The 20,382-nt window shown below is 45.3% G+C and carries 20 protein-coding genes; 5 read left to right on the forward strand and 15 right to left on the reverse strand.

Annotated features, from left to right (window positions below):
- Nucleotides 1-371: 371 nt before the first annotated feature.
- A complete protein-coding gene (gene mioC, locus OCV29_RS00005) occupies nucleotides 372-812 on the reverse strand; it encodes an FMN-binding protein MioC (RefSeq protein WP_073604384.1) in 441 nt (146 codons plus the stop codon).
- A gap of 501 nt (nucleotides 813-1,313) precedes the next feature.
- Between mioC and kduI the strand changes: the two genes are divergently transcribed.
- Both kduI and OCV29_RS00015 read left to right on the forward strand, forming a co-directional pair.
- Entirely contained in the window at nucleotides 1,314-2,159 is an 846-nt protein-coding gene (gene kduI, locus OCV29_RS00010; protein ID WP_073604385.1) for a 5-dehydro-4-deoxy-D-glucuronate isomerase, read from the forward strand.
- A gap of 18 nt (nucleotides 2,160-2,177) precedes the next feature.
- A complete protein-coding gene (locus OCV29_RS00015) occupies nucleotides 2,178-2,951 on the forward strand; it encodes an IclR family transcriptional regulator (protein ID WP_073604386.1) in 774 nt (257 codons plus the stop codon).
- Between the two features lie 46 nt (nucleotides 2,952-2,997).
- On the opposite strand, the gene OCV29_RS00020 is transcribed toward OCV29_RS00015, so the two are convergent.
- From OCV29_RS00020 to OCV29_RS00040, 5 genes are all read right to left on the reverse strand, one after another.
- On the reverse strand, nucleotides 2,998-4,002 hold the full coding sequence (locus OCV29_RS00020; protein WP_073604387.1) for a YeiH family protein: 1,005 nt from the start codon (nucleotides 4,000-4,002) through the stop codon (nucleotides 2,998-3,000).
- A gap of 165 nt (nucleotides 4,003-4,167) precedes the next feature.
- Nucleotides 4,168-4,908 (reverse strand): phosphate ABC transporter ATP-binding protein PstB, encoded by a 741-nt coding sequence (gene pstB, locus OCV29_RS00025; protein ID WP_217653303.1) that lies wholly within the window; start codon nucleotides 4,906-4,908, stop codon nucleotides 4,168-4,170.
- Between the two features lie 116 nt (nucleotides 4,909-5,024).
- Nucleotides 5,025-6,281, reverse strand: a complete 1,257-nt coding sequence (pstA, locus tag OCV29_RS00030) for a phosphate ABC transporter permease PstA (protein WP_073604389.1) — start codon at nucleotides 6,279-6,281, stop codon at nucleotides 5,025-5,027.
- A complete protein-coding gene (gene pstC, locus OCV29_RS00035) occupies nucleotides 6,274-7,659 on the reverse strand; it encodes a phosphate ABC transporter permease subunit PstC (protein WP_073604390.1) in 1,386 nt (461 codons plus the stop codon). The genes pstA and pstC overlap by 8 nt, the downstream gene beginning before the upstream one ends.
- A 10-nt stretch (nucleotides 7,660-7,669) precedes the next feature.
- On the reverse strand, nucleotides 7,670-8,701 hold the full coding sequence (locus tag OCV29_RS00040) for a PstS family phosphate ABC transporter substrate-binding protein (protein WP_084193371.1): 1,032 nt from the start codon (nucleotides 8,699-8,701) through the stop codon (nucleotides 7,670-7,672).
- A 231-nt stretch (nucleotides 8,702-8,932) separates the two neighbouring features.
- Between OCV29_RS00040 and OCV29_RS00045 the strand changes: the two genes are divergently transcribed.
- Nucleotides 8,933-10,333: a metallophosphoesterase family protein gene (locus OCV29_RS00045; RefSeq protein WP_073604391.1), complete on the forward strand. Its 1,401-nt coding sequence runs from the start codon at nucleotides 8,933-8,935 to the stop codon at nucleotides 10,331-10,333.
- Nucleotides 10,334-10,403: 70 nt separating this feature from the next.
- Here OCV29_RS00045 and OCV29_RS00050 read toward each other — a convergent pair whose 3' ends face one another.
- On the reverse strand, nucleotides 10,404-11,195 hold the full coding sequence (locus OCV29_RS00050; protein ID WP_073604392.1) for an NAD(P)H-dependent oxidoreductase: 792 nt from the start codon (nucleotides 11,193-11,195) through the stop codon (nucleotides 10,404-10,406).
- A gap of 90 nt (nucleotides 11,196-11,285) precedes the next feature.
- Between OCV29_RS00050 and OCV29_RS00055 the strand changes: the two genes are divergently transcribed.
- Nucleotides 11,286-12,182, forward strand: a complete 897-nt coding sequence (locus OCV29_RS00055; RefSeq protein WP_073604393.1) for a LysR family transcriptional regulator — start codon at nucleotides 11,286-11,288, stop codon at nucleotides 12,180-12,182.
- 28 nt (nucleotides 12,183-12,210) lie between these two features.
- Here the strand turns inward: OCV29_RS00055 and mnmE are convergent, their stop codons facing one another.
- From mnmE to OCV29_RS00095, 8 genes are all read right to left on the reverse strand, one after another.
- Entirely contained in the window at nucleotides 12,211-13,572 is a 1,362-nt protein-coding gene (gene mnmE, locus OCV29_RS00060; RefSeq protein WP_073604451.1) for a tRNA uridine-5-carboxymethylaminomethyl(34) synthesis GTPase MnmE, read from the reverse strand.
- 106 nt (nucleotides 13,573-13,678) lie between these two features.
- Nucleotides 13,679-15,313 (reverse strand): membrane protein insertase YidC, encoded by a 1,635-nt coding sequence (gene yidC, locus OCV29_RS00065; protein ID WP_073604394.1) that lies wholly within the window; start codon nucleotides 15,311-15,313, stop codon nucleotides 13,679-13,681.
- A gap of 2 nt (nucleotides 15,314-15,315) precedes the next feature.
- Complete coding sequence (yidD, locus tag OCV29_RS00070) at nucleotides 15,316-15,573, reverse strand: membrane protein insertion efficiency factor YidD (RefSeq protein WP_073604395.1); 258 nt, start codon at nucleotides 15,571-15,573, stop codon at nucleotides 15,316-15,318.
- Nucleotides 15,540-15,863 carry a ribonuclease P protein component gene (gene rnpA, locus OCV29_RS00075; RefSeq protein ID WP_245796894.1) on the reverse strand — a complete coding sequence of 108 codons (324 nt, stop codon included), beginning with the start codon at nucleotides 15,861-15,863 and terminating at the stop codon, nucleotides 15,540-15,542. The genes yidD and rnpA overlap by 34 nt, the downstream gene beginning before the upstream one ends.
- Before the next feature lie 46 nt (nucleotides 15,864-15,909).
- Entirely contained in the window at nucleotides 15,910-16,044 is a 135-nt protein-coding gene (gene rpmH, locus OCV29_RS00080; protein WP_005378825.1) for a 50S ribosomal protein L34, read from the reverse strand.
- Between the two features lie 253 nt (nucleotides 16,045-16,297).
- A complete protein-coding gene (locus tag OCV29_RS00085; RefSeq protein WP_073604396.1) occupies nucleotides 16,298-17,035 on the reverse strand; it encodes an amino acid ABC transporter ATP-binding protein in 738 nt (245 codons plus the stop codon).
- Entirely contained in the window at nucleotides 17,032-17,703 is a 672-nt protein-coding gene (locus OCV29_RS00090) for an amino acid ABC transporter permease (protein WP_073604397.1), read from the reverse strand. The genes OCV29_RS00085 and OCV29_RS00090 overlap by 4 nt, the downstream gene beginning before the upstream one ends.
- Before the next feature lie 156 nt (nucleotides 17,704-17,859).
- A complete protein-coding gene (locus OCV29_RS00095) occupies nucleotides 17,860-18,609 on the reverse strand; it encodes an amino acid ABC transporter substrate-binding protein (RefSeq protein ID WP_073604398.1) in 750 nt (249 codons plus the stop codon).
- Between the two features lie 304 nt (nucleotides 18,610-18,913).
- Here OCV29_RS00095 and dnaA point away from each other — a divergent pair, with 304 nt between their 5' ends.
- Nucleotides 18,914-20,317: a chromosomal replication initiator protein DnaA gene (gene dnaA, locus OCV29_RS00100; RefSeq protein WP_073604453.1), complete on the forward strand. Its 1,404-nt coding sequence runs from the start codon at nucleotides 18,914-18,916 to the stop codon at nucleotides 20,315-20,317.
- Nucleotides 20,318-20,382 lie beyond the last annotated feature (65 nt).

The following is a 20,382-nucleotide window of genomic DNA, read 5'->3' on the forward strand; positions in this document are numbered from 1 at the left end:
GAACCGACCTCAGGTATTCAATCTATAGGAACTCATAAAAGGTGAAGCATTTTACCTTCTTTCTTTGCGTTAGAAAATGCTTTCCTCTGATCATGAAAATAATATAAATATATATGATCTATATAAGGATCTTTTTATTGGATCTATTATTATGGGCGCTGATCTCTGTGGATAAACCATAAATGATCATAAAGATCATAAGGTTTGCGATGATCATTTGTTGTGATCACAGATTGATCTATCGTTGGATTTTCTGGGATCAAAATGTATAGTTATTCACAAAATGATCTTCTTATAGGACTTATCCAGTGAATAAGTCTGAGTTTTTCACTGGATCTTTTGATATTTATACACAAACCTGCCAGAACGACTTAACCATTAAAATGGTGGATATTTTCTTTTAACCATTCAGCAGCAGAGTCCTCCGGAATGGTATGTTCAAGAATATCAATTAAAAAGCATTCTACTAACGGTGTTGCTCCAATATCTTCAAGCAATTGATAAGCATTTTTTCCGGCAGCACAAAATGTGTCATAGCTCGAGTCACCAATTGCAATCACGGCATAGGACAACTTATCCGTTCTTGGCGGGGCCTGTTCAAGGGACAGAAGAAAAGGCTTAATATTTTCCGGATAGTCCCCGGCGCCATGGGTTGAGGTGATGATTAGCCAGATATCTTCCGCTGGTATCTCATCAAAATCGGGCTGGTTATGGATTGTTGTATCAAATCCCTGTTCCTGAAATATATCGCTCAGATGATCCCCGACATATTCTGCACATCCCAGTGTACTACCTGTAATTATGTGGATCATTCCTACCCTTTATCCGGTGACTTTATCGTTCAGACTGATGTTTAGATTAATCAAACATGAATCATAATGAAAGAGCTGGCAAGAATATTCTGTGGACAGCGCTTGATCTTTTGGGTGATAGATGAAGTGCAGAGACTAAAAAGTCATTATGTTTTAACGGCTTATAGTGTGTATATATTTATTCAGTAATGACATGACGTCTCTATGATATACATCAATATAGACCGGTTATCCTGAGCTTATTCAACTTCAAATTCCCGGTATATCCGGATCCTGTATGTAAGTTGTTGATATGTTTCTATCTTGATCTTGTCTCTTTTTTATCTGCCATTTTTATTTTTTTGATCAAGCTGAGAGATAATGTCCAGGATCATATTTTTGTGTTTTATATATAAAATTTATTGATCATATATCAATAATACATAGACTATGGATGAGATAGTGCGGGAAATTTGTCCTGCATGAAAAGAGTGAAAAGCGCTTGAAGTAAAGGAATCATCTATGCGTATCCATCATAATTCTCATCCTGAAGATGCTAAAAACTATGATACTTCCCGGTTAAGAGAAGAATTTTTAACAGAGGCTTTGTTCTTGCCTGGGGAAATAAATATCGTGTACAGCCATATTGACCGAATGGTCGCAATGGGTGTATGTCCTGAGCCTGAACAAACATTAGCTTTAGATCATTTCGTTGATAGCCAGTCGTTTGGAACGACATTTTTTCTTGAGCGGCGGGAATTAGGTATTGTTAATTTGGGCACTACCGCTGAAATTCGTTGCCACAATGGACTGTCATATCGCCTGGAGTATCTGGATGCTTTGTATTTAGGTCAGGGAGAGCAGGCAATTGAGTTTACATCGCTCGATCAGGAGCAAAGTGCGAAATTGTATTGCCTGAGTGCACCAGCACATCATAGTTATCCATCGCGGATCATTCAGCGCGACCAGGCAAATCAGATTGAATTAGGTACAAAAGAAAATGCGAATGAGCGACTGATTACCCAGTATCTGCATCCTGAGATATTACCAACCTGCCAGCTTTGCATGGGAATCACACATCTGAAAACAGGAAGTGTCTGGAATACGATGCCTGCACATACGCATGAAAGACGGATGGAAGCCTACTTTTATTTTAATCTCGATCCTTCTCAGGTAGTTTTCCATCTGATGGGAGAGCCGGATGAAACCCGTCATATTGTGGTCAGAAATCATCAGCTGATTTTGTCACCAAGCTGGTCAATTCATTCTGGTTGTGGCACTCAGAACTATAGTTTTGTGTGGGGAATGGCGGGAGAAAATCAAACGTTTGATGACATGGATTTTGTAAGTATGGATGATATTCGTTAAGAATAAATTAAAGCAATCATGACTAAAAAACCTGAATACAGAGCACCAGCACTTGAGAAAGGCCTTGAAATACTTGAGCTGCTGGCCAAAGCAGAAGTACCGCTGACAAAAAAGCAGATTGCTGAGAAACTGAATCGCAGTGTCAGTGAAATTTTCCGGATGTTGTCGGTTTTGAAAGAAAAACGGTACATCGAATGCCATAAAGAAACTGCGGGTTATGTATTAACCCTGAAAATGTTTGCTTTATCTAATCAGCATCCTCCGGTAATGCTGTTGTTAAGGCGATGCGCATTGCTGACAGAGAAACTGTGTAAAAAAGTAAATCAGTCATGTCATATCAGTCGCTACAGTAATGGTGAATTGTTGGTTATCGCCAGAGAAGAAAACCCTTATAAAATGGGTTTTAGTCTGAAAGTCGGAGCCCGGATCGACGTTTTTGCATCAGGATCTGGTGCTGTGTTACTTGGGTTTTGTGCACCTGAGATCAGAGAAGCGATTTTGACAAATGAATATGCAACAGCTTCGCTCATAGAGACAACATTGCAACAGGCTGAAGAAACGCGTCAGCGAGGTTATTTTTTGGGTAAAAGTCCGCAAATATCAGGGGTAACGAATATCAGTGCGCCGATCTTTGGTCCTCAGGGAGATCTTCTGGCTGTGATTACTATTCCTTATATGACCTTAAACTCTGAAACTGTATGTCATTCTGTTAAAGGGATAGAACAGGCGAAAGATGAATTGATTCGTGTGGCGGGTGAGTTAAGCCAGAATCCGATATCACCTTCCCTGTAACAGGGAAGGTTTAAAATCTTTTTCATCAAATTAAGGCGCTGTTCATCTAATTAAGCAGTTGTTGTGCTGCCATTGTCATTCCGTAGCCGCCAATAAGCAGCCATATCCACAGTACGCCGGCCAGGATGATTGGTTTGAGTCCGACTCCCCGGATTTTTCCGATGTTTGTTTCAATCCCCAGTGCGCCCATTGCCATACTTAAAAACAGTACAGATGCCTGTGATAGTGAATTGACCAAAGCTTGTGGCAGTAGTTGGGCTGAATTAATGCCAGCGGCAGCGACAAACAGAATGGCAAACCATGGAATGACAATTTTTGCCTGGTGGCCCGTACTCTCTTTTGTTGAGCGGTTAAGATAAAAGCTGAGTATGATCAGAAATGGAGCCAGCATCATTACCCGGGTTAATTTGACGATCACTGAGGTTGCACCAATCTCAGATCCCATTGCGTTTCCGGCTGCGACTACCTGAGCAACTTCATGGATCGTGGCACCTGTATAAATTCCCATTGTATCTGCTGTAATGTTAAAAATATGGAAGATAAATGGGTACAGGAACATTCCCAGAGTTCCGAAAATTACCACAGTTGCAACAGCAATCGCTGTCTGATGAGATTTTGATTTTACGACGGGCTCAGTTCCTAATATGGCTGCGGCTCCGCAAATAGAAGATCCGACAGCGGTGAGCATCGCTGTTTCTTTATCCAGCCCGAGCAGCCTGATACCAATAAAAGTCCCGCCAACAAATGTTGTGGAAATGATGAGCACATCAGTGAGCAATCCAGTCATTCCAACTGCTGCTATTTGCTGAAAAGTAATGAAAAAACCGTACAGAATCACACCCAGTCTCAGCAATTTTTGCTGACTGAACCGAATACCATGCATACAACTTTCGGGAATATACTGGTGTAAAAGGTTGCCGATCAACATTCCCAGTACAATACAAATGACCAAAGGACTTAACTGGTAAGTTTTACAGAAGGGTAGGGAAGAAATCTGAAAAGATATCAATGCCATAAAAAGAGTAACCAGAATACCACTTATATACTTCATGAGATTTATCCGTGAAAAACGGGGAATGCTGGTATGTTAGATCTGGCTATTTATTAAATATATCTAATTAAATTTGTTATAGCGTTCAGCTAAACTGAACATGCTGATTTACTTACTCTCAGTTCAACAAGACAGTCCGGTCAACAAGAACAGTCCGGAGATTCATTATCCGAAGCGTCCCCGTAAGTAGCCTTGTGTCAGCGGATGAACCGGTTGCTCGAATATCTGCCGGGTTGGGTTTACCTCAATCAGCTTCCCGAGATGAAAATAAGCAGTCCGGTCGGAGATACGTTTGGCTTGCTGCATGGAGTGCGTCACCATACAAATCGTGTAGTTTTGTTTTAACTCAGACATCAGCTCTTCAATCACGGAAGTTGCTATAGGATCCAAAGCTGAACAGGGCTCGTCCATTAAGATGACTTCCGGACTGATCGAAATGGCCCGGGCAATACATAACCGCTGTTGTTGTCCACCGGATAACCCGGTGGCCGGAACATCCAGTCTTGAAGAAACTTCACGCCATAAGCCAGCTTTACGTAAAGCAGCCTCGACAATATCATCCAGATCCGATTTGTTTTCAGCGAGTCCGTGAATTTTCGGGCCATAGGCAATATTTTCGTAGATCGATTTTGGAAAAGGATTCGGTTTTTGAAATACCATGCCGACCCGTGCCCGGAGTTCCTCAGCTTCGATTTCAGAAATTTTAGTGCCATGTAAACTAATCTCACCACTGACTTTACAGTGAGCTACGGTATCATTCATCCGGTTGAGACAGCGGAGAAAAGTCGATTTTCCGCATCCGGACGGACCAATCAAAGCCAGAACTTCCTGCTCTCCCAAGTCAAGGTTAACATCAAAAATAGCCTGGACGTCACCGTAACTGACATCAATATGCCGGGTCGTCATTCCTGGTTTGTCACTGGTGAACTCACCGATTGTCTGGTGGCTGTCCAGTGGTTGCTCACCGAAATGAGTTTGCTCTGATGATAGCTGAGCATAAAATTGTTGTTGTCCGCCACTATTCATGACCATCTCCTTTCCAGCTTTCTGCGCAGATATAAGGCCATGCCATTCATCAGAAACAGAAAGAACAATAAGACAATGATGGCAGCTGAAGTCAGTTCTGCAAATCCACGTTCAGGATTTTCTGACCACAGAAAAATCTGAACCGGGAGCGCGGTGGCTGCATCAACGAAGCTGCCCGGAATATCAACAATAAAGGCAACCATGCCAATCATCAGTAGCGGGGCTGTTTCTCCCAGTGCCTGAGCCATGCCAATAATAGAGCCAGTGAACATTCCGGGCAGTGCCAGCGGTAAGACATGATGAAAAACAACCTGAGTTCTGGAGGCGCCCAGTGCCAGTGCACCATCTCTGATTGACGGTGGCACAGACTTGAGAGACGCCCGGCTGGAGATAATGATGGTTGGTAATGTCATCAATGTCAGCACCAGGCCACCGACCAGCGGGGTTGAGCGGGGGAGTTCCAGTACATTCAGAAAAATCGCCAGCCCGAGTAGTCCGAATACAATCGAAGGCACTGCGGCCAGATTATTGATATTAATTTCGATGATATCGGTCAACCGGTTTTTGGGCGCAAATTCTTCCAGATAAATTGCGGCGCCGACTCCGATGGGAAAACTCAGTAATAAAGCAGTCAATATTGTGAAAGCTGAGCCCATAAAAGCGCCGCCAATTCCGGCAACTTCTGCATTTCGGCTGTCACCATGGGTAAAGAAACGCCAGTTAAAAACTGAACGGACTTTTCCCTGCTGGTCTAATTGTCGGAACCAGTTTTGCTCCTTGCTGCTCAGGGCCGAACTTTTTCCGGCGATCAGGTTACCTTTATTGTACTGATTGAATTGATCGCCGGCCGGTAGCCACAGGGTAAGGGTTTTGGTTTCTGTTGAGGCTGACTCAAGTGCCTGCTGTAAGATATATTCGGATTCTGCTGACAGCAGTTTGTACAGTTTTCGTTTATCTGCTCTGCTGGTGACCGTACTGAACTCATTCCGGAGCTGAGTTTTAATCATAGTGTAAGGAGAGCTGCCGGCACGGTAATCTGCTGTTGAGAAAGACATGCTGATTTCTGTGGCAGTAAAAGCACTCATACCGGTGACGACTATGGTAATGAGCAAAAAGACCAGAAACATCAGTGCACTCAGAACCGAGGCGATACCATAGCCCCGGAATCGTTTCTCTGCCCGTTTACGGTGATGTAATGACCGGCGGACGATTTCAGTCTTACGCTCTGCAAGCTTTAATAGTGGATCACTCATATTGCTCCCGGTATTTTTTCACGATTCTGAGGGCGAAGATATTCAGTATCAGAGTCACGATAAACAGGGTTAATCCCAGAGCAAAAGCTGCCAGAGTTTTCGGGCTGTCGAATTCCTGATCTCCCACCAGCAGTGTGACAATCTGAACGGTAATTGTGGTCACTGATTCCAGCGGATTTCCGGTCAGGTTAGCGGTCAGGCCCGCGGCCATGACTACAATCATGGTTTCTCCGATTGCTCTGGATATTGCCAACAGCAGCCCGCCGACAATGCCCGGTAAAGCTGCAGGAAGAATCACTTTTTTCACGGTTTCTGAGCGGGTTGCGCCCATAGCAAGTGAGGCATCCCGGAGACTTTGCGGAACCGCTCTGATCACATCATCAGACAGAGAAGAGACGAATGGAATAATCATCACTCCCATGACCAGCCCGGCAGCAAGGGCACTTTCAGACGACACACTCTCGCTCCCCATTGACTCCGCGATGGAACGAATGGCGGGTGCAATCGTCAGGGCGGCAATAAACCCATATACGACGGTTGGAATACCTGCAAGGATTTCCATGGCTGGTTTCACATAAGTCCGTACTTTTTCCGGTGCATATTCAGCCAGCCAGATGGCACTGAAGATGCCGACAGGAGCCGCAACCAGCATGGCAATGATGGTGATGAGCAGCGTGCCGGCAAATAATGGAATCACACCAAAAGCACCACTGGCACCTTGTTGATCTTCCCTGATGGCTATTTGCGGTGACCAGTGCGTACCGAATAAAAAGTCGCTGACAGGAATGTGGGTAAAGAATCGAACGGATTCAAATAAAACGGAAAGTACAATCCCCAGTGTGGTTAAAATTGCGATTGTTGAACTGAGTGCCAACAGAAACCGCACCAGTTTTTCAACCTGATTTCTCGCTTTAAAACCGGGAGCGATCTGATAAAGACCAAAAGAAATACAACCGGTTAACAGCAGCAGCGCGGCCGTATAAAAGATGGTATTTCTGCCGGAAATGAGCTGATGATAATAAAGACTCGATTGTTTCAGGGCATCAGAATAGACTGTTGAGGATACATTCTGAGCCGGAGCGGAAGTGATTTGTGTGTAGATCAGATCTCTTGTGATACCCGTTTGTGCGATTGGTAACAGACGTTCAAAGTGGCTGAGTGTCAGGTACTTGAGTAACCAGGGTTCAGTCATCGTCCAGAAGAGTCCGAAAACAATCACTGGAAGCAGGGTTATCCACACGACATACCAGCCATAGTAGTGCGGCAGTGAATGCAGATAACGGATGCCACCGAGTCCTGAAGCTGCTCTGAGCGATTTCATCCGTCCGGAAAAAAACGCCAGAACAGCAAACGTGAGTATGATAATGACAAGGGTCATAATCGTATCACTACAGATTTGGAGTCATACTTCCGGCATATTTCCTGACCATTTTCCAGTCAGAAGGTGGTAACGGAATCAGCCCCCGATCTGTTAAATAGCCCTCTTCACCAATCGCATCTTCACTGGTAAAAGATGAGACATATTCTTTAATCCCCGGAATAATGCCGACATGTGCTTTTTTCACGTAGAAATACAGTGAACGGGAAACCGGATAAGCGCCATCGCCAATGGCTTCAAACGTTGGTGAGACATTATTGATTTTCGCTCCCTGAACTTTATCCCGGTTTTGATCGAGGAAACTGAAACCAAAGATACCGAAAGCGCCCGGATTGGAAACCAGCTTCTGGACAATCAGGTTATCGTTTTCACCAGCTTCGATAAAGGCACCATCCTCGCGAATACCGTGGCAGACTGCTTTAAATTTGTTTTTATCACTTTTGCTCAGGGCTTTCATTGACGGATGAGTTTTACATCCGGCTTCCATCACCAGTTCAACAAAAGCATCACGGGTACCGGATGTTGGTGGCGGCCCCAGCACTTCAATTTTTGTATCAGGCAGGGCGCGGTTAATTTGATTCCAGCGTCTGTACGGGTTTTTCATCAGCTGACCATTTTTATCCGGTAATACTTTCGCCAGTGCCATATAAAGCTCTTTCACCGAGACATTCATGACGGGGGATTTGACTGAATTCGCCAAAGTGATTCCGTCATAGCCAATTTTGACTTCAATGATTTCGGTGACACCATTTTTTTTGCATTTGGCAACTTCCGAAGCTTTGATTTTCCGGGAAGCATTGGTGATGTCCGGGGTATTTTGACCCACACCAGAACAAAACAGTTTGAGTCCGCCACCTGATCCCGTTGATTCTATTTTCGGTACTTTAAACTGAGTTGATTTTCCGAACCTTTCCGCAACAACCGTTGCAAAAGGATAAACGGTTGAAGAGCCGACAATACTGATTTGTTCCCGGGCCAGTGCCGGTGTGGTCAGTATCATCAGCCCCAAAGTCCATACCAGCTTCTTCGTTGTGAGCCGCATATTTTCTATATGCATCGTGTTCTCCCCCGGATTTACTTTCATCAGTGTTGCCTTGAGTATATGCATTAAAAGCGTAGGCGGTTGTTTCTTTATTAACCACGTCAGTCATGAATATTTCATCAGTTGTTCATATAGGAATTGACATAACTATCTGTAATTAAAAAATAACATGAACGTCATATTAGATGATTAGCATATGAAATCATTCTGTTATGATTCAGGGACGAAAAAATGGTCTGTCAAACCCGGCGCCACTTTCTTAAAACTACCGCGTTATTAGGGGCTTCTGCCTCTGTTGGATTCAGCCTGACCGGATGTCAGGAAAATGATGACAACGAATCAGCAAACCTACGGTTTGCTGTGCTTTCTGACTTGCATGTTTATGATATTTCTCTGGGAGAAGAAGGCGCTGCATTTGAATCTTATGTCGCTTCTGATCGGAAAATGCTGGTGCAGAGTACGGAAATTTTGTCAGCAATGGTTGAGAAGTTGCTTGAGGTGAATGGCCTTCAGGCGGTATTAATTCCCGGTGATTTAACAAAAGATGGGGAACTGGTGTGTCACAATAAAGCGACTTCACTGTTACAACCATTGCGGGATGCTGGTATCGCTGTTTTTGTTGTGCCCGGAAATCATGACATTAACAATCCGGATGCGGTGTCATTTTCCGGAGAAACAACAACCCCGGTTGAAAGTGTGACCGCAGATAAGTTCGCCAACATTTATCAGGATTTTGGCTATGATGCGGCAATTGCCCGTCACGATGCCTCCTTAAGTTATGTTGCCGAGCCGGTAGAAGGCGTATGGTTAATTGGGCTTGATTCCTGTAAATACAGTGAGGAAGATAATGCGGAGTCACCGGAAACCTCCGGACAACTGACACCGGATTTACTGGATTGGGTTAGTGACCAGCTGAGTGCTGCACAGGCGCAGAATAAAACGGTTTTCGGTATGCTGCATCATGGCGTTGTGCCTCATTTTGGCAGTCAGCCCGATTTTTTCAGTGAATATTTAATTGATGACTATGAGACGGTTGGCAAACAACTGGCAGCGGGTGGGCTCAATCTGGTCTTTACCGGTCATTTTCATGCACAGGATATTGCCAGTGCTGATTACAACAAGGATGGTTCGCTGGTTATGTATGATGTGGAAACCGGTTCGGTTGTCACTTCTCCCTGTCCGTTCCGGTTGATTGATTTGGATACGGCGACCGGCTCGATGAATATTGTCAGCACAGATATAGACAGTATTGATTCAATGGATGACTTTGCGACCTATAAAGAGACATTTATTTATACCGGGATGGAGAATCTGTATAAAAGTATGCTGCCGGCCACCCTTGAACAGATGGGCGTGACGCTCAGTGATGATGAACTGGAAACACTTGAGATGCTTGCTGCTGCATTACATGTGGCACATTACAAAGGTGATGAGTCACCAGAGCAAACCACGCTGGCCACTTTGACACAAATGATCAACAGCGGCGATACAACCACGGCGTATATGGGATCAAAACTCTATCAGCTGGCAGTCGATGACGGGTTAGCTGACAATAGCGTCAGTTTGTCGCCGTGGTCTGAAAATACTGCATTGATTCAGCGTTGGCTGAACCATCCCCGTCAGACCGCCTGAATTTTGAGAGAGCCCGTGAAGAACAGCCGGAGATTATATCTGGCTGTGAATTAACTGGTGTATTGGTGGTTTATTTGGATGTTGATGCTTGTAAATGAACCGAAAAACCGCTGTCACCCGGCCGAATATCTTCCCGCAGGGTTAAATCCGGGATCAGGTAGTCACCACCATTTTGTTTGCGGAATGGTATGGGTGTGGTCAGATGTAAAGAATCCAGCCGTTGAGAAAGTGCATCGCAGATAGCCTGCATGCGCTGCGTATCCGTTTTTCCTGCCCGGTAAACCACAAAAGGGGGCAGCACTTCAAAGCCGGGGTAAAACAGCATGCCGTGATGAATCGGGAAGAGCAGATCATCCATCGGGCCGTTGACGCCACGTGCACTATAGTGAGATTCCCATCCTCCCGCAGTGACGAGTAACATGGCTTTTTTACCGGACAAATTCCCTTCACCGTAGCGATCTCCCCAGTGATGATCCGAATGTTCACCGTATCCATAGGCAAATCCGTAGGCATAAACCCGCTCAAACCAGCCTTTCATGATGGCCGGCATGGAAAACCACCAGAGCGGGAACTGAAAGATCACCGTATCAGCCCAACGGAGTTTTTCCTGTTCAGTGGCTATATCCGGGCTCTGTGTGCCGTTCTCATAGGCTGCTTTAGAATCCAGAGATGGATGAAATGGCGTGCTGTTATCCCGCACCAGGTTATCTTGATCATCCAGTGTTGGCTTCCAGCTCATTTGATACAAATCAGAAATACGAACCTGATGACCCGATGATTCGAGGTGGTTGATCATAAAAGATTTGATGGCGCCATTGAGCGATTCTGGTTGTGGGTGTGCATAAACAATCAGGATATTCATTTTTATTCTCCGGTTTATTTTGTTCGGGGATTTATCATAAAAAGATCCTTGATATACTGGAAATTAATTACTGATATATCAGGTATTAGAATGATTAATTTGGCGAATCTGGATCTGAATTTATTGCGCACGCTGGATGTGCTGTTAACTGAACACCATGTCACCCGTGCAGCGGAGCGGCTCCATCTTTCACAACCTTCCGTGAGTGTTCATTTATCGAAGCTGAGAGCGCTGTTTAATGATCCGCTGCTCATTCCGGATTCCAGAGGTATGAAACCAACAGCGCTCGCTGATGAATTACGTCAGCCTTTACGTCAAGCCCTTGAGTCACTGGAAAAAGCGGTGTTAACCAGTGTGCCTTTTGAACCGGCTCTGTCACAGCAGACATGGCGGTTGTCAGCATCTGATTACAGTGAGTTCACCATAATTCAGCCGTTGATGAATGTGCTGTTTCAGGAAGCGCCACAAAGCCGCATTGCTGTGACTCAAATGATACCGGGCAGACTGGCGCGGCAAATGGAGCGGGGGGAGATAGATCTCGCCTTTCATATCCGGGAAAACGCGCCGCAGGAGTTGCGCAGTAAGGCATTATTCAGCGAACGTTATGTGCTGGTGGGCAGAGCGGGTCACCCCGTATTGCGTCAGCCAGTGAGTCTCGGCTCTTTTTGTCAGTTAAAGCAAGTGGTGGTTTCCCCTGATGGCGGCGGTTTTGTCGGCATGACGGATGAAGTACTGAAGGAAAAAGGTTTAGCCCGTGATGTCGTGCTTTCAGTGCCTCATTTCCACTTTGTGGTTTCTGTCCTGAAGACGTCAGATTTGGTTGCTATGCTACCGCAGCGGCTGGTTCAGGATCAAACCGGACTGGTATTGGCCGAACCACCCCTTGAATTACCCCCGTTTGAACTGGTGATGTTATGGCACGAGCGGTCTCACCGGGATCCTGCCCATCAATGGTTGAGGGCAAAGATCGCTGGTGTTTGTGGGTGAATTGTTCCGGATGGTCGAATGGTGATATTTACTTCCCGATACAAAACGAAGAAAAAATCCGTCCCAGTAAATCATCTGAGCTGAATTCACCGGTGATCTCACTTAAATGCTGCTGTGCGATACGTAGCTCTTCTGCCAGTATTTCTCCTGCCATATAACCTTCCAGCTGCTGCTGACCCGTATCGAGATGATGTGCGGCTTTTTCCAGTGAATCTAAGTGGCGGCGACGGGCCATGAAGCTGCCTTCCTGACTGCCGGTAAAGCCCATACATTCTTTCAAATGAGTTCTGAGAGCATCGACACCTTCACCGGTTTTCGCTGACAGGCGAATCAGGGTTGGTGTGTTGACATGACAGATTCCTAAAGTCTCACCGGTTTGATCAACCTTGTTTCGAATCACGGTAATACCAATATCTGATGGGAGACGATCGGCAAAATCCGGCCAGATTTCTTCCGGGGTTGTCGACTCTGTCGTGGTTCCGTCAACCATAAACAACACGCGGTCAGCCTGATTAATTTCATCCCATGCCCGTTCGATACCGATACGTTCCACTTCATCTGAAGCATCTCTCAATCCGGCAGTATCAATAATGTGGAGTGGCATGCCATCGATATGAATGTGCTCTCGCAGCACATCCCGTGTTGTCCCTGCAATATCAGTAACAATCGCGGATTCTTTCCCGGAGAGTGCGTTTAACAAACTGGATTTTCCTGCATTGGGTCGTCCGGCAATCACGACTTTCATTCCTTCGCGCATGATCGCACCTTGATTGGCTTCCCGGCGCACGGCATCCAGATTATCAATGATTCCCTGTAAATCGCCGGCAACTTTGCCATCTGCGAGGAAATCAATCTCTTCTTCGGGAAAATCAATTGCAGCTTCGACGTAGATTCTTAAATGGGTCAATGATTCAACCAGCGTGTTGATCCGGTTTGAGAAGCTACCCTGAAGTGATTTCAGTGCGGATTTTGCCGCTTGTTCTGAGCTGGCATCAATCAGGTCTGCGATCGCTTCAGCCTGGGTCAGATCCATTTTATCGTTGAGGAATGCCCGTTCAGAGAATTCACCGGGTCTGGCTGCCCGGACGCCTGGTATGGACAGAATGCACCGAATCAGCATATCCATCACAACCGGACCGCCATGGCCCTGTAATTCAAGGACATCTTCGCCGGTAAATGAGTGAGGATTAGGAAAAAACAGCGCGATGCCCTGATCAAGCTGTGTGCCATCACTGTCTTTAAAAGGCAGGTATTCAGCATAGCGGGGACGAAGTGTTTTTCCGGTAATATATTGTGCGACTTCGGCTGATTTGGGTCCGGAAACCCGGATAATACCGACGCCACCTCTTCCGGTGGGTGTTGCCTGTGCAACAATCGTGTCTGCTGTCATCATCTGGTTCATCAAAGTGGAGGTTTGCGTATTATAGACGCATTTTCATTATATTCAGTTGTAAAAAAGGCGACCTTCCGGCCGCCTTTTCCTGATTGATTCCGGATTACGATTTCGAATGTAAGCCTTTCTTCTCAAGCGACTTATAAATCAAAGTCTGCTGAATCAGAGTAACGATGTTCGATACGAAATAGTAAAGAACCAACCCTGATGGGAAGAAGAAGAAGAATGCACTGAAGATAACCGGCATAAACATCATGACTTTTTGCTGCATTGGGTCAGTGACGGTTGTCGGGCTCATCTTCTGGATCAGGAACATACTCGCGCCCATCAAGATCGGCAGAATAAAGTATGGGTCCTGTGCGGATAAGTCATGAATCCAGGCAAAGAACGGTTGATGACGCAGCTCAACAGATTCCATCAGAGACCAGTACAGTGCGATGAATATCGGCATCTGGAATACGATGGGCAGACAGCCACCCAGTGGGTTGACTTTCTCTTTCTTGTACAGCTCCATCATTTCCTGACTCATGCGCTGGCGGTCATCACCGATACGTTCACGCATTGCCTGAAGTTTTGGCTGCAGCATCCGCATTTTCGCCATTGAAGTGTACTGAGCTTTTGTCAGTGGATACATTGCACCACGGACAATAAATGTCAGACAGATAATCGCCAGACCCCAGTTTGAAACAACGTGGCTCTGAATGAACGAAAGCAACATATGAAGTGGCTTCGCAAGGAACCATAACCAACCATAATCAACCACCAAATCCAGGTTTGGTGCAACAGCTTCCATTTGGTCCTGTAATTTAGGTCCAACCCAAAGTGTTGCTTTAAATGTTGTGCTTTCACCGTTGGCAATGGTTCGGGTTGGTTCTTTAATACCAATATCACCGACGTTACGGCTGCTGATGACCCGTGAGAATAGTTTGGTGCCCGGCGCATCGCGTGGAATCCAGGCCGTTGCAAAGTAGTGCTGAATCATTGCAGCCCAACCCTGACCATCTTCCAGCGTTTGATTCAGGTTATGTTCTTCCATATCGTCAAAGCTGAACTTTTTATAGCGGGTTTCCTGAGTCGAGTACGCGCCGCCACGGTAAGTCGGCATCGCCAGACTACCACCAGAATCCAGCAGGTTTTGGCGCAGGTGAGCATACATTGCAACAGCTGCATTCTGACCTGAGTTGTTGTCGACATTAAAATCAACATCAACAGCATAGCTGCCACGCTTCAGGATAAATGTTTTGGAATAGGTGATTCCGTTTTCCTGATAAGTCAGCGGAATACGCAGTTCATCCTGTCCTTCAGCAAGCTGATAAGTCTCTTGTGAAGTTTGATAGGTTGCACGGCCGGAACTTTTATCAATCCCTTGCGGACCAATCAGCCCACTTTGAGCGATGAACTGATGATCGTTGGTATCTTTCAGTAACTGGAACGGTGTATCGGAGTCCAGTGTCTGAGCATAATTGTTCAGTTTGGCTGAAACAACATCGCCCCCGACCGTACTAATGGACAGAGTCAATACATCCGTTTTCGCGATAACGGTTTTTCCTGTGGCGTTCTGATCGGCGAGCGGTTCAAACTCATCAGAAACAGATGACGGAGCAGCAGGAATAGCACTACTTGATTGTGTCTGCTCAACCGCTTGTGGTGCCGGGTTCTTTGCTGCCTGCCAGTTTTGGTAAAGCAGGAAAGAAACCAAAGCAAAAGCGATTAACAAGATATTACGTTGAGAATCCATTGTTATTTATCTCTGTCTTGTTTTCGGTTGGGTGGTACGGGATCAAAACCACCCTCGTTTAAAGGGTGGCATTTTAATAGACGTTTGCCTGTTAACCAACATCCTTTTACAAAACCGTGAGCTTTCAATGCTTCTATCGCATACTGAGAGCAGGTTGGTGTAAAACGGCAACGTGGACCTAACAGCGGGCTAATGAACCATCTGTAAAGATAAACGAGTCCGATGATTATCCACGAGAGGGGCGAGACAGGCGCAGCCATAATTTATCAAACAATTTCATTATTTCTTCATTGCTGAGTTCCTGAGCGCTTTTTTTCGCGATGACAACAAAATCTTTATGAGGCAGCTCATGTTGTTTCAGACGAAAGCTCTCACGCGAAAGACGTTTAAAACGATTTCGTGCGACGGCAGTTTTAATTTGCTTTTTAGGAACGGCAAGACCCAGTCTGGGATGAGAAAGGGAATTATTTCTGGCAATGATAGTGAAATGAGGCGAGCGAGCACTTTGTGCTTGCTGGAATACGTGTTGATAATGTTCGGGAGTTAACAATCGTAACTCCCGACGAAAAGCGTACTTTTTCAAAATTAATCTGAGATTATTTTGACAGGCGAGCACGGCCTTTCGCACGACGTGCGTTAATAACTTTACGACCGTTCTTTGTTGCCATACGAGCACGGAAACCGTGAGTACGTTTGCGCTTCAGAACTGTAGGTTGAAAAGTGCGTTTCATTGTATTTACCTTACTGATCAGTAGTTTCTAGGTTTTCGTTAAACCCGGCGTGGGTTTTACAATCCCTCTTAATATAAGAGGAACATTTCCGACGCCTCTCAACAAAGAGGCGGAATTGTAATCACTGGCAACTGAGGTGTCAATGATTAGAAAACGAGTCATATACTCTTTTATACGTTTACAGGCGAATTTTTTACGTCCTGCAAACGTAATTGGCCGATTATACGTGGCAGCCATAAAATCTCAAGGATCCTTATTCGATCCCAACCTGATTTAAGAATTTACGCAGCCGGATATCTTGTGGATGGTTGAATATATCCTGTGGAGATCCTTGTTCAACGATGTGGCCGTCGGCCATAAAGATCACCCGATCAGCCACTTCTTTGGCAAACTGCATTTCATGGGTAACAACCAGCATCGTTTGATGATCTTTTGCCAGTTTTTTCATGAGTGACAATACCTCGCCAACCCACTCCGGATCTAAGGCGGAGGTCGGTTCGTCAAACAGAAGCAGCTCGGGTGACATCGCCATCGCACGGCCAATTCCTACCCGCTGTTGCTGGCCTCCGGATAAGGAAGCCGGGTATTGTTCACACTTATCCCCAAGCCCGATGTCATTGAGAATTTCCTGCGCTTTGGCAAAAGCCTGATCTTTTTTCCATTTCCGGACAGTGATCAACCCCTCTGCAATATTTTCTTGTGCTGTCAGATGGGCAAATAAAGCATAGTTCTGGAAAACAAACCCGGTTTTACGGCGTAGCTGTAATATTTCTGCCGGCGTTGCCCGGCGGCTGTCGACGCTGATGTCATCAATGGTAATTGTGCCCTGATCGGCTTGTTCAAGAAAATTAATACAGCGCAATAGCGTTGATTTACCGGTTCCGCTGGAACCAATAATGACAATGATTTCACCTTGATTGATCTCCAGATCAATGCCTTTCAGTATCTCACTATGGCCGAATTGTTTATGAATGTTTGCCAGTTTGATCATCGTGCATATGCCTTATTCAGTTTAATCTCAGCCCAGCTTTGAAAACGGGTTAATATGATGGTGACCACCCAGTAAATCAACGACACAGCCAGAAACGATTCAAAGAACTTGTATGAAGTGGACGCTTCGTTTTGTGCAGCGCCCATCATTTCCACAACGCCGAATGTAAAGGCCAGTGAGGTTGATTTGATCATATCGATGAAATAGTTCATTAATGAAGGCAGTGCAATCCGGGATGCCTGAGGCAGAATAATCCGGCGCATGGCTTGCTGGTGCGTCATTCCGATGGACAAACTGGCTTCCATCTGGCTTCTGTCAATGCCCAGGATGGCGGCCCTGATTGTTTCTGCCATATAAGCTGCGAAATGGAGTGTTAGTGCTATCACGGCAGCACTAAAAGCATCTAATCCGACCATCCACGGGAAAATTTGCGGAAGTCCGTAGTAGAACAGGAACATCTGAACCAGTAACGGGGTTCCTCTGAAATAGCTGATATAAAGCTGGCAGATCTGGTCAAGCACGATAATTTTAAAAATCCGGATATTCGCGACAATGACAGAGAGAATGAGCGCCAGAATCATCCCCATGACGGCCAGTTCAATCGTTGTACCGAGGTTCTTTAGCAGATACGGTATCAGGTCGAACATATACTGAAAATCAAATTGCATTATTATATCTTCACTGTTGTTTCCGGAAACGATTGACCGAATTAAAAGTCTCCGGGCTAAAAGTCACCGAAATAAAAATAAACCCACTGTGACAAAGCCATGGGCTCATAAATTCAGTGGGTTTCTGTTTTCGTTACCGGACTTAAATTTGGCGGATTAGCGTTGGGTTATATCTGAGCCAAACCACTTCTCTGAAATTTTCTTCAGTGTACCATCTGCCCGTATGGCTTTCAGCGCCTGATTGACTTCATCCCGAAGTTTTTCACCTTTGGGATTTTTCAGAAAAGGCCACGCATTTTCAATGGTTTCAAAAGGCTGGCCGGCAAGTTGTAGCGGTAGTCCGGATTTACGAATCACTTCCAGGATGGATAAACGATCCATCACGAAAGCATCAACACGGCCCAAAGCGACATCCTGCTCAAAACTTGAATCGTATGTCCGGATGTCTATCTGGCCATCCTTATCATGAGCTCTCAATAACTGCTCAAAATTAGATCCCAGATTGACTGCGACAGATTTGCCTTTCAGGTCAGCAAGGCCATGAATCGTGTCATTTCCTTTTTTTACAGCCAGCTGAGCACCGTCAATCACATAAGGATCAGAAAAGAGGTATTTTTCTTTACGTTTCTCTGTGACTGTAATCTGGTTAGAAATTGTATCGATTCTTCCTGTTTCCAGCTGACCGAATAAGCCGGAAAAATTAGCGGTGACAAATTTAACATCGTAATCATTCCGTTGACCAATCGCTTTCCATACATCCACTTCAAATCCCTGAAGCTTGCCTTGTTTTACAAAAGTGAAAGGGAAGTAACGTCCGGACATACCGATCTTTACTTCAGTTGATGCCTGTGCTGTCAATGTTGTGAATGAGATTGCAGCGAGTGCGATGGTTAACCATTTTTTCATGATGTACTCCGAATAATTCTGGAGGTGCTATTCTAGTCTCGTCAGTCACAAAATAAATAGCGATATGTTATGGCTCATAACCAGATCTGTTGATCTGGGGATAACTCATAGTTTTTTCCAATGAATGTGGAATGATATGTGGGTAACCGGGTAAAATCAGCAAAGATCCGATAATAAAATGGTAAAAATATGTGAATAACTTGGATCTTCTTCACCGGAATTGAGATCATTTACTGGCGATCTGCATGATCAAAAGGTAGAATTGCCAATCTTTATCAACTTATCTACTTTGAGTGAGGGAACCGTGTCATCTTCTCTTTGGTTGCAATGTATGCAACAGCTACAGGAAGAACTGCCTGCGACAGAGTTCAGTATGTGGGTTCGGCCTTTACAAGCCGAGTTGGATGACAATACTCTCACTTTATACGCCCCGAACCGTTTCGTGCTTGACTGGGTACGGGATCGTTATTTACACAGTATCAATCGTTTATTAAATGAGCACTGTGGCAATGACATGCCAAGTCTTCGGTTTGAAGTCGGAAGTAAGCCGGTTTCTGAACCGGTAAAACGGGCTGTCCGTACGCCCGCAGATGTGGCTGCTGAGTCTTCTGCGCCTGCTCAGCTTCAGGCCCGAAAGCCTGTTCATAAAACCTGGGATGATGATTCAGCGCCGGTTGAAATGAACTACCGTTCTAATGTAAACCCCAAGCATAAATTTAATAATTTTGTTGAAGGTAAATCGAACCAGCTGGGTCTTGCGGCTGCAAAGCAGGTGGCCGATAACCCCGGTGCGGCTTATAACCCATTGTTCCTTTATGGTGGTACGGGTTTAGGTAAAACGCATTTATTGCATGCTGTAGGTAATGCAATCATTGATCATAACCGCAATGCAAAAGTGGTTTATATGCATTCTGAGCGCTTTGTTCAGGACATGGTAAAAGCATTGCAAAACAATGCGATCGAAGAATTCAAGCGTTATTATCGAAGTGTTGATGCGTTGCTGATCGATGATATTCAGTTTTTCGCCAATAAAGAGCGCTCTCAGGAAGAATTCTTTCACACTTTTAATGCCCTGCTGGAAGGTAATCAGCAAATTATTCTGACATCTGACCGCTATCCTAAAGAGATTAGTGGTGTAGAAGATCGGTTGAAATCACGCTTTGGCTGGGGGTTGACGGTTGCTATTGAGCCTCCGGAACTCGAAACCCGGGTGGCGATTTTGATGAAGAAGGCTGAAGACCACCAAATTCATCTGGCGGACGAAGTGGCATTTTTTATCGCCAAAAGATTACGTTCTAATGTGCGCGAGCTTGAAGGTGCTTTAAACCGGGTAATTGCAAATGCAAACTTTACCGGTCGTCCGATTACGATCGATTTTGTCCGTGAGGCACTGCGTGACTTGCTGGCATTGCAGGAGAAGCTGGTGACCATTGATAATATTCAGAAAACAGTCGCTGAATATTATAAAATCAAAGTGGCAGATCTCTTGTCGAAACGTCGTTCCCGTTCTGTTGCCCGCCCAAGACAGCTGGCTATGGCGCTGGCGAAAGAACTGACGAACCACAGCTTACCTGAGATAGGTGATGCGTTTGGCGGGCGTGATCATACCACGGTACTCCATGCCTGCCGAAAAATTGAACAGCTCAGAGAAGAAAGTCATGACATCAAGGAAGATTATTCAAATCTGATCCGGACTTTATCCTCTTAATGCTGATCGTTCTGGATTTTTGCAATTGACAGAGAACATTCGATTTTCATCACTGAAGAGCAAAT

The organism is Vibrio aerogenes (assembly GCF_024346755.1).
GTDB lineage: Bacteria > Pseudomonadota > Gammaproteobacteria > Enterobacterales > Vibrionaceae > Vibrio > Vibrio aerogenes.